Annotated in this window: 6 protein-coding genes; 1 reads left to right on the forward strand and 5 read right to left on the reverse strand. The window is 41.7% G+C overall.

From position 1 onward, the window contains the following. Positions 1 to 950 precede the first annotated feature (950 nt). The 4 genes from F6K63_RS35565 to F6K63_RS35580 form a co-directional block, all read right to left on the reverse strand. On the reverse strand, positions 951 to 1202 hold the full coding sequence (locus F6K63_RS35565) for a hypothetical protein (protein ID WP_287314829.1): 252 nt from the start codon (positions 1200 to 1202) through the stop codon (positions 951 to 953). Then, positions 1202 to 2320 (reverse strand): P-loop NTPase family protein, encoded by a 1119-nt coding sequence (locus F6K63_RS35570; RefSeq protein WP_287314831.1) that lies wholly within the window; start codon positions 2318 to 2320, stop codon positions 1202 to 1204. Before F6K63_RS35570 ends, F6K63_RS35565 begins: the two co-directional genes overlap by 1 nt. A gap of 146 nt (positions 2321 to 2466) precedes the next feature. Beyond that, entirely contained in the window at positions 2467 to 2781 is a 315-nt protein-coding gene (locus F6K63_RS35575) for a hypothetical protein (protein WP_287314833.1), read from the reverse strand. 181 nt (positions 2782 to 2962) lie between these two features. Beyond that, a complete protein-coding gene (locus F6K63_RS35580) occupies positions 2963 to 3505 on the reverse strand; it encodes a hypothetical protein (RefSeq protein WP_287314834.1) in 543 nt (180 codons plus the stop codon). Between the two features lie 185 nt (positions 3506 to 3690). On the opposite strand from F6K63_RS35580, the gene F6K63_RS35585 reads away from it, so the two are divergent. Continuing rightward, positions 3691 to 4509, forward strand: coding sequence for a hypothetical protein (locus F6K63_RS35585; protein WP_287314836.1), 819 nt, complete (start codon positions 3691 to 3693; stop codon positions 4507 to 4509). An 843-nt stretch (positions 4510 to 5352) separates the two neighbouring features. Here the strand turns inward: F6K63_RS35585 and F6K63_RS35590 are convergent. Beyond that, on the reverse strand, positions 5353 to 8496 hold the full coding sequence (locus F6K63_RS35590) for a hypothetical protein (protein WP_287314838.1): 3144 nt from the start codon (positions 8494 to 8496) through the stop codon (positions 5353 to 5355). Positions 8497 to 8558: the final 62 nt, after the last annotated feature.

An 8558-nucleotide genomic window follows, 5' to 3' on the forward strand; every position in this document is an offset into this window, starting at 1 on the left:
ATATGCTCATCTTTGGCTCCAATCTCTTGAAACCCTTTCCTCTCTTGTATTTGAGCGTTATCCATGATAACCTAGTTGGTAATTGAATTTGTTTTTGTTTTTGGTGTGAGGCCGGATAGTCTTTGGCCTCACGCTTTTCACTATATATACGTATTTATTATCCTGTCAAGTATTTTTCAGGATAATTTTTTTGTATTTTAAATAACAAATTTAGCAACTAATGTTGAAATAAAAATACTAGTTGCTGGGGTCTAATTTTTAAGTTTTAACTAATAACAACTATTCTTTAGCGTCTTGTAATACAACCTAGTTCTATATATCGGCTGTTAATGCTCATCTGGTTACCATTCTCAAAAAGGTCTGTGAGGAGGGTTTAGGATAAAATATTTTTTCCGGAACCTAAGTTTCCGAAAAAAATTTTTTATCCTCAAAGCACCTATTTTGTGATATTCATTCTCACGGTTATAGGGCGTTTTAGCACCGGAATTAGATTGTAATATGTTGTAGTTCTGATAATGGTCGGGGACTAGGGAGGGTGACTCTTGCATTGGGTGTGATCAGAAAAATTTGGATCGGCCTACCACTGGAGTAAAAACTAAGTCGCAACACTATTACTATTAATGTTGCGACTTAGTTATTTATAAAGCGCAATAGTATTTATCACACCCTACCAGGTAATGCGCTTACCAGCTTCTACTAGTTTGTTGGAGGTTTTGGTGGTGAGTAGTCGGTGACCGCAATAGTTGGGATGGTTTTGATTTATCATTGGCGCTTATAATCCGCTTATGAGACCATGTTCTACTAGTTGAACTCAAATGCCTTCACTGAGTGGTACTAGGGCAGCTCATAGATTTGAGGGGTGGGGTATGGGGTCTTACTCCACATTTCCCACAAACCAAAAGAAACACCACCAGCATCCAACTAGGAAATATAGCCGGATAATTTCTATTTCAAAGCTCATAATATTTCTCGCTTAGAAAATTCTGAAGTTTACTGGCATCACCAGTTTCGTTTACCTCTGACTCAATCACTCTAAGTTCACGGATGAAATCCTCGACTTCTTGCATTGGAACATGCTTAATCGGCGGATATGTATAGGGATAAACGTTTTCAGGTGGGTGTTCAACTAATATGACTTGAGCGTAATCATTCATATCATCATCAAACCCAATATCATAAATAAACTCACTTGGGTAGCTCATTATTCGCCTCCTATTAGTTTTTGAAAGTGCTCTTTGCCCGCTTTGTAGCGGGAACCCTGGAAGCCCAACACATTCTTGATTACGTGAGTTTGGGAAGTGGCGGCTGCCAGCTCGGAAAGTGCTTTCTTTAGAAGTTTTTCTGAGTTTTCAAAGTCGTCAAAAATCCGGTTCCGCTCAGTTCCAGCGGCGGTTTCGGAGATTTCGACAGCTGGAACGGGTAACCCCCGGGTAACTGCTGTTAGTTCCCGGTATGTTGGCAGTTGGATCGGTTCATCGTCTAGTAGTGCGTGTGTACTATCTCGCTTGAGCCACTCTACTAATTGGGTGTTCTTCAGCTTCCGGGCATGGGTAACCGCCAGCTTACCCAACCTTAACTTACTGAAGTTGGCCGCTATACCACCCTTCCCTTCTATGCCCCAAGCTGCAACCTGGTCGTATTGGCTCAATAAAATCAAAAAGCGGCGTGCCTTCCGCCCTCTTCGGGCAAACCGCTCAATCCATTCCCCGGCATTGGGACACTTCTGAACCAATTCCGGAAATTCTTCCGCGATTAGTACACGGTCTGTATTTGCTAATGCTGCATCCCCTCGCTCAGCTCTTAACTGAATCTGTTGGGTTAAATCTTTCAAGTCAGAACCCATTGACTCATTGATAGAGTCAAAGTCTTCAGCTTGACCCACCACTTCTAACCCTCTCCAGCTAGTAGGAGAACCTTCGCACTCATAGACGGTTACCCGTCCCCCGACCTGATATGCTAGCCATTGGGCAATGGTAGACTTGCCGCTACCCGTTGACCCAATAATCATCACCTGTTTACCTTGTATTTCTGATAAGAAATCACTGATGACGACAATAGCATCATCAGTGTTTTTGACAACGACGTCAAGAATATCGTCAGCAAAACCACCATCATAAGGGAGATGGTCGTAAACAGTTATTAGTTTACCATAAGACCGCTCACACATCTCAGCTAATGTAAGTGATAAGCGGCTTACAGACTTCCATGTCCAAATTAAGAACTGTGGCGTCACTATCAACAACCGACCACCAAACCAAATGGAATAGTCCAATATTTTGGAAGTGATGCGGAGGGGTAGAGACACCCATTTATCGCCCATTTAAACACCCCACTCGAAACGCGGCGTACTCATTTTTAATAGCTTCAAGTTTTGCATTAAGCCGAATGATTTCAAAATATGAGAAGCAATGCATGGCTAGAGCTATCACAGCAAGTAGTGCAAAGAAACTACGATTTTCCATGGCACTACCCTAGATACACTCTGTAACAGCGACCGGATGCAAACCCAGTATGATTTGTCTGGGTTTTGATATCTATAAATGCTGACTTGCTTGACTTGATTTTGGGAAAACTACCGTCGGGGGACAGTGAGAATGTACTGAATGTTGGCAGCAGTTGCCACTCGGTTGGGGCGCTGTCGCAGTAACCAGTTACGGTAACCGCTGTCATGTCAGATAAACTAGATGCAGCTTGTAAAGAACGGTTGGGGGTACGCTTCCGACCCTTGTTGAAGTGGGTGCGACCGGTATTCGCACCTGCTTCATTATCGGTGTTGGACATAACCATGTGATTGATATTATTTTCATTTACATCATATGTAAATAATATGTAAGTCACATGGACATGTCAAGTAAAAAATACAGGACTGTACACGTCCTGCTCAGAGACCCTGAGTGGGCAGCGCTTGATGCCTACTGTAAACAGACTCTTAGGAATCGCACAGAAATAATAAGGGAACTTGTCAGGACACTTCCGACATATCAGCAACCGACTGAGCTACCCAATTCCGAAAATCAGCCAGACCCTCCCACTCAGTAGTCTGGGGCAACCCGTTGAACCCACGGGTGACCAGATACTCGTCTAGTAGCTGGAGTGTCACGGAAGCAGCCCCACGACCACCAGGAGAACTTTTCAAATTCCGACTATGAGATTTATCAAACCAATACACCTCATCCGGAAACGAGATATTGACAGCCGCTAGACGCAGTAGCGACCATGTTAGATGCTGAGACTCTCCTAAGTACTCACTCCGGTGCCGTCCATTGAACACTCTTTGGGCGGTCCAATAACCATGATCAGTTTTCCATGCTGAGAACCATACACCCCACCGGACTATGTATCGAAACCGGTTATTGTCATTCAACCAATCTAACCACTTAGTACCTAAAACGTGCTCTGGGCTATGAGGAATATGAATGCGATAAGGGTCGAATGGCAAGTTTAAAACATTGTCATAACCAACCGGTATTGTCTTGGAATATGGTGGTGTGAAAATGTGTGCCATCAACCCGTAAAAGATGCTGAAAAACTGGTTAGTTATGATTATACCACAACTAACCAACTAAAATTAACACCACAGTTGTTAAAAAAGGTAACATCTTTAAGAGGGGGAAATGGGAAAGACTAGGAAAATTCCCATCTCCAGAAGTGAACTAATCATCACGACAACTCTTATAGGACAATTATAACATGACTAGAGGCAAACCCCAAAATAGAACAGTCTTCCTCCGTTCAGTAGCTATTAGAATACACAATAGAGCAGTCAAAGAATGGTTCAAAGGTACTGCGGAAGACGATTACGAAACGAATAACGGCATTAACCAACACGCATTGCTAATTGAAAAAAACGATGCGATGCTAGAAGTAAATACCAAATTACTTCTATTTAAACAGTTAAAGGAATCGTCAGAAAAAGAGAACGAATCAGAAATTATTCTAACGCCTGACTATTACAATGGTGGAAAAGTAAAAGACCAACCATTAGTCAGACTCACATTCTATAAACAAGAACTCAGTAACAAAACTAAAAAACTAATTAAAGGGGATAAATATCAAATTAGTTTTAGATTGGCAAATGAAACGATATACGAATACAGTAAAGAAAAGGCGAATAAATTAGCACTAGCAATACAAAGAGAAATGGCAACACCACCTTTTGAGTGGAACAAAGGCATATACACAGCGCACTACAAAGACATCGAAAAAGGTTACAGATTGGGAATATTGTGCCGAGATGAGGCAGAAGGAATAAGGGTAATTAAAGCAGTGTTGGCAATACAAAACCATACCTACCAATCTGATTGCTTTGAATTTATCAAAAGTGGAAGAGACTTCCCAGAGAACCCTGGCACAGAAGTGGTCTATGGACAGACAAGAGCCAAAAAGAACCGACGACCACGAATACAGGTACCATTCCGATATGCCCAACTCTTTCCCTATGGAACATCAGAGGCAGTTAATTTGGTAGATACAACAGGTGGGCTAGAAAACCCTTTAGTCGAGCTGTAGGGCGGATAGAGGGTCTGAAATAGGATTAACCCCTTTGGACTAAGGATATCAGAATTTGGATGGTCTGAAAGCCAAATTGGCCGAATAGGGATGTTAAACCCAAGGAACTACCTAGGGAGAAGGACAGTAAGCAGACTCAACCTCTAGTAAACACCTCTTAATGCAATTGAGAATCAACAAAGCGGATGATTATCAAAAATCACCCGACTTCAGGACAACTAATCCAAATATCCCGATGGTAGCGCTCATATAGCATCTATAAAACCAGTACAAGTTTCCACCGGTCTGCCCATATCTTTGGTTGACGTTTTACTTCTCCAATATAAACATGAAAAAAAACGTCACACAAAAACACACATGTCTTGATGTATAAGGGTTCTAGGAATCGTGATTTGTTACAGAAACAGCCCTTTTTTTAAATCACTTCTGTTTTTGTAACAAATATGGTCTGGTTTTCGAGGCGGTTTTTGGGGGGGTGAATTAGCTTTTCTGGTTCTTTTAGATAGGTTGGGTTGTGGTATCAGGTTATGCCTTGGCTTGGCACTAGGTTAGGCTTCGGGTTTTCTCTATTGTGGTTGGGTGTGGTCATCAGGGTTTTTGCCAATTTGGCCTTTTCCCTTTGCTCCTCGATGGTAAAATTAGAGGTATAGTTTCAGCCGACTGGCTATAGAACAAGTTCAATCAATCGTCTGTTCATTACCCTGGTCGTCGCTTCAGTACCAACTCCATTCCCGTGAACATCCAATAGATTGAACTTGTTCCTTGCCTGGTCATCTCCAAATAATTAGAGAGCGGCTCTGATAACCGCTCCCTCTCGTGTTCTCAAATTGTTTTTGTGTTTTCCTATTGGCGTCTATAGTAGATGTCTAGTTTGCGTTGTTCTTCTTGTAATTTCTCGTGGCTCGGATGGCTTACGTATTCTCGGGCTAGGTTGTTCTTTTCATTGGCTTTGCGGGTTTCAGCGAATGTCATTTTACCACTGGTAATTGCCTCCTCTAGTGTTTCAATCATCAGCTGATAGTTGAGTGTCCCATTTTCATTTATGAACCAGGACTCGTATGATTGGCCGGTCTTGTTCTGGAGTCGGGTTTTTTCTTTGTTCCAACTTATATATTGGTCGTGATTCTGGAAGGTGAATTGACTTAAGCTGCATTCCCGGAGTAGTCGCATAGAGTAAACGGTATCCCCTGGTTTTGCTGTTGAATGCACCCAACTCTCTTCGTTTTTTGCATATTCAGCTGTCTTGAGGATTTTATTGAACCGGTACGTTTTCGCTCTAGCTACGTTATAGGGGTCTTGGTATAGCTGAGTCATGAATTCTTCGGATGGTCTGTAATCGTTGGTTACCAGTTGTAGCACGTCTCCTGTCAGTTCAAAGGATTTATATTTCTCTCTGGTTCTATATGAGCGCATCTTTGATTCAATGGTGTCATCCCCAACCCATACTTTATAGTCAGCTGCGCCATGTAATGAAACGCCTGTGTATATAGCTTTGGTTTCAAATCCGAATTTTTCAATCACTGATATGTTTGGGAAGAGATTGGTTAAATGGACTTTCACCTTCTCTGCAATCCAATCCAATGATTCTTGGTTAGTTAACTCCTTCCCTTCTACTATCAATTCCACCCATTTAGGGAATGGTTTGTGGTTGTTATTTCCCTTATCTGGTATTTCGGTTAAAATGTATTCAACTTTATTTTTACCGCTTAGTGTTGTATTTTTAAAGTATGGTTTGTATTCTGGTTTATCTGTTTGGGTTAGTGCTTGTGCCGTTAGAGTTCTATTAGTTCTTGTTGTGATGATTCGGTTTGGATCGAAAATACAACCATCGGTAATTGTCTGGTATCCGTTCAATCCTTTTTCCATGTACCAGGCCATGGCACGCGCCCTTGCTGTGATATTGTTACCCACTATCACATTACCGATATCGAAAAATGGTGAAACCATATCACCGTAGAGTGTATTAATGTTTAGCTTATAGAGTTCATTTAGTGGACCTTCTAATGGGTCTTTCTTGTTATATTTGGCACGTTCAGCTAAAAGTGCATTGATAAGTAAGTCGCCGATGTTGAGTCTAAACCATGACTTGCATTCTTGTTCTCTCTTAGTTATCGTCGTTTTTCCTCGTTTAACGTCTAAGCTCGTTGTGTTTTTGCCTTTGTGATTCGCCACCTTTTCCTCAAATTCAGCAAAGGTTTTACACTCTTCTGATTTTGGATATATAGCTGCTGTGATTACTATCAGATTGTCTAGTAACTCTTTACGTTGGTGTTTGCTGCATGTGTGTTCAAGCCATTCTAAAAACTCATGGGTTATGACTGCTAGCTGTATGTCTTGGTGATAGACTTTGATAGTGCCTATGTTGTCTTCTGTGAACCAATCGGTATCTTCGTATTTTGCTCCTGCTGGTAACTTTGATGGTGTACGTGGTGGTATCCATGATACTAGAAAATCTTGGATGTACTTCATCAGCGTCTTGTCTTTCACAGACACTCGTGCCATCCATAATCCGGGGACTAAATCCTTCCTATATTTCTTCAGAAATTTTCGTAGTGTTTGGTATTCGTTGATGTCGCTGTCAATGGGATAATCTATTATGGATGGGCGACCAACTGGATAATCTTGGTGACGGAGGCCATTACCATAGCACCCTTTAATGTCGATATCAGCTAATAGTTTGGTTACAGATGATGCGGTAGCTTTGTTGTTGCGGCACCGTCCCCCATCAATCTTTGCCAAATATACTGCTGTGGTTGTTTTGGACTTCTTTAAGTGGGCTGCTGTACCGTGTTGGAGATATTCTATTAACTTCTTTTCTTCTTTCTGTGTTAAGCCAAGAGTTTGTAGTAGTTTTGACCGGAAAATGTTGGCTACTGTCGCTCCTATAGTCAGTCTTGGTGGCTCAAAAAATTCTTCTATTCCAAGTGACTTGTATATTACTTTGTACTTGTCTAAGTTACCCATAAGCGCCTTGTATACCTCTAAATCGCCCAGTGCATAGTCGTCATAGTCTTTTGGGCGTTCTGTATACATTTTATCCATACGGGATATTTCTTTTTTATTGAAATTAGCTTTATAATTTAATTTAACCCCAGAGTTTTTGCATAATTTGGCATAACTGGCCTTTCCATGAATGGCACATGTGTCAATGAATGATAGGGCTACTTGAAATTGGTGGGTGCCTATCTCAATTACCCATGGCATTAGCGCTCTCGATAGTACCTGACCATTCCCGTTAAAAGTCTGTGCTACTAGTCGCCGACCCATTTTGATAATGCCGTTTTTATCGTTTTTGGATCTGACTAGTTTGTCAATATCTCCCCGGTAATCACCGGTTGTAATTCGGTAGAGTTCAGCTAATAGGAAGTGGCCAATAAGTGCAAATTCTAGAATGGGTAAGTCTGGCTTACGATTTGGTTTGTTTAGTCTGGGGTTTCGGGTCAGCTTACAGTCGATACCATGTGCTTTTAGGTGGGTCACTGGTGCAAATCCATCAGCCATCTCGGGGTGTCGAGCCACCTGGTGATAGTTTGGGATAACATCTTTTGCATCGGGATGGTGGTAGATCGCACCGCTCCCTTCATCAATGAATTTCGCCTGTACTGTGATGGTCTTGGATATGGGTGGTGGTTCGGTACTGGGTTTGCTAGTGGTTTCAGTCCAGTTTTCAGCCGACTCACCTGTGTAACCGGTAAATTCCGTGTCAATGACTATTGGGCAGTATAAATCGGTCGGTTTGGATTTCTGTGTTTTAGCAGTGGTGGATTTCTTACCTTCTTGAAGCTCTATGAACTCATCTATGCTTAGTACTGGGTCACTGTATAGATACCCTTTTGACTTTAACCAGAATATCGATATGGGTGTAGAGCGAGTATTATTGGGTTTTTTATTTGACTTCCCGTGTCTTTTATCAAGCACATATATATGCTCATCTTTGGCTCCAATCTCTTGAAACCCTTTCCTCTCTTGTATTTGAGCGTTATCCATGATAACCTAGTTGGTAATTGAATTTGTTTTTGTTTTTGGTGTGAGGCCGGATAGTCTTTGGC

Origin of the sequence: Moorena sp. SIO1G6, from assembly GCF_010672795.1 — a bacterium.
Taxonomy (GTDB): Bacteria; Cyanobacteriota; Cyanobacteriia; order Cyanobacteriales; family Coleofasciculaceae; genus Moorena; species Moorena producens.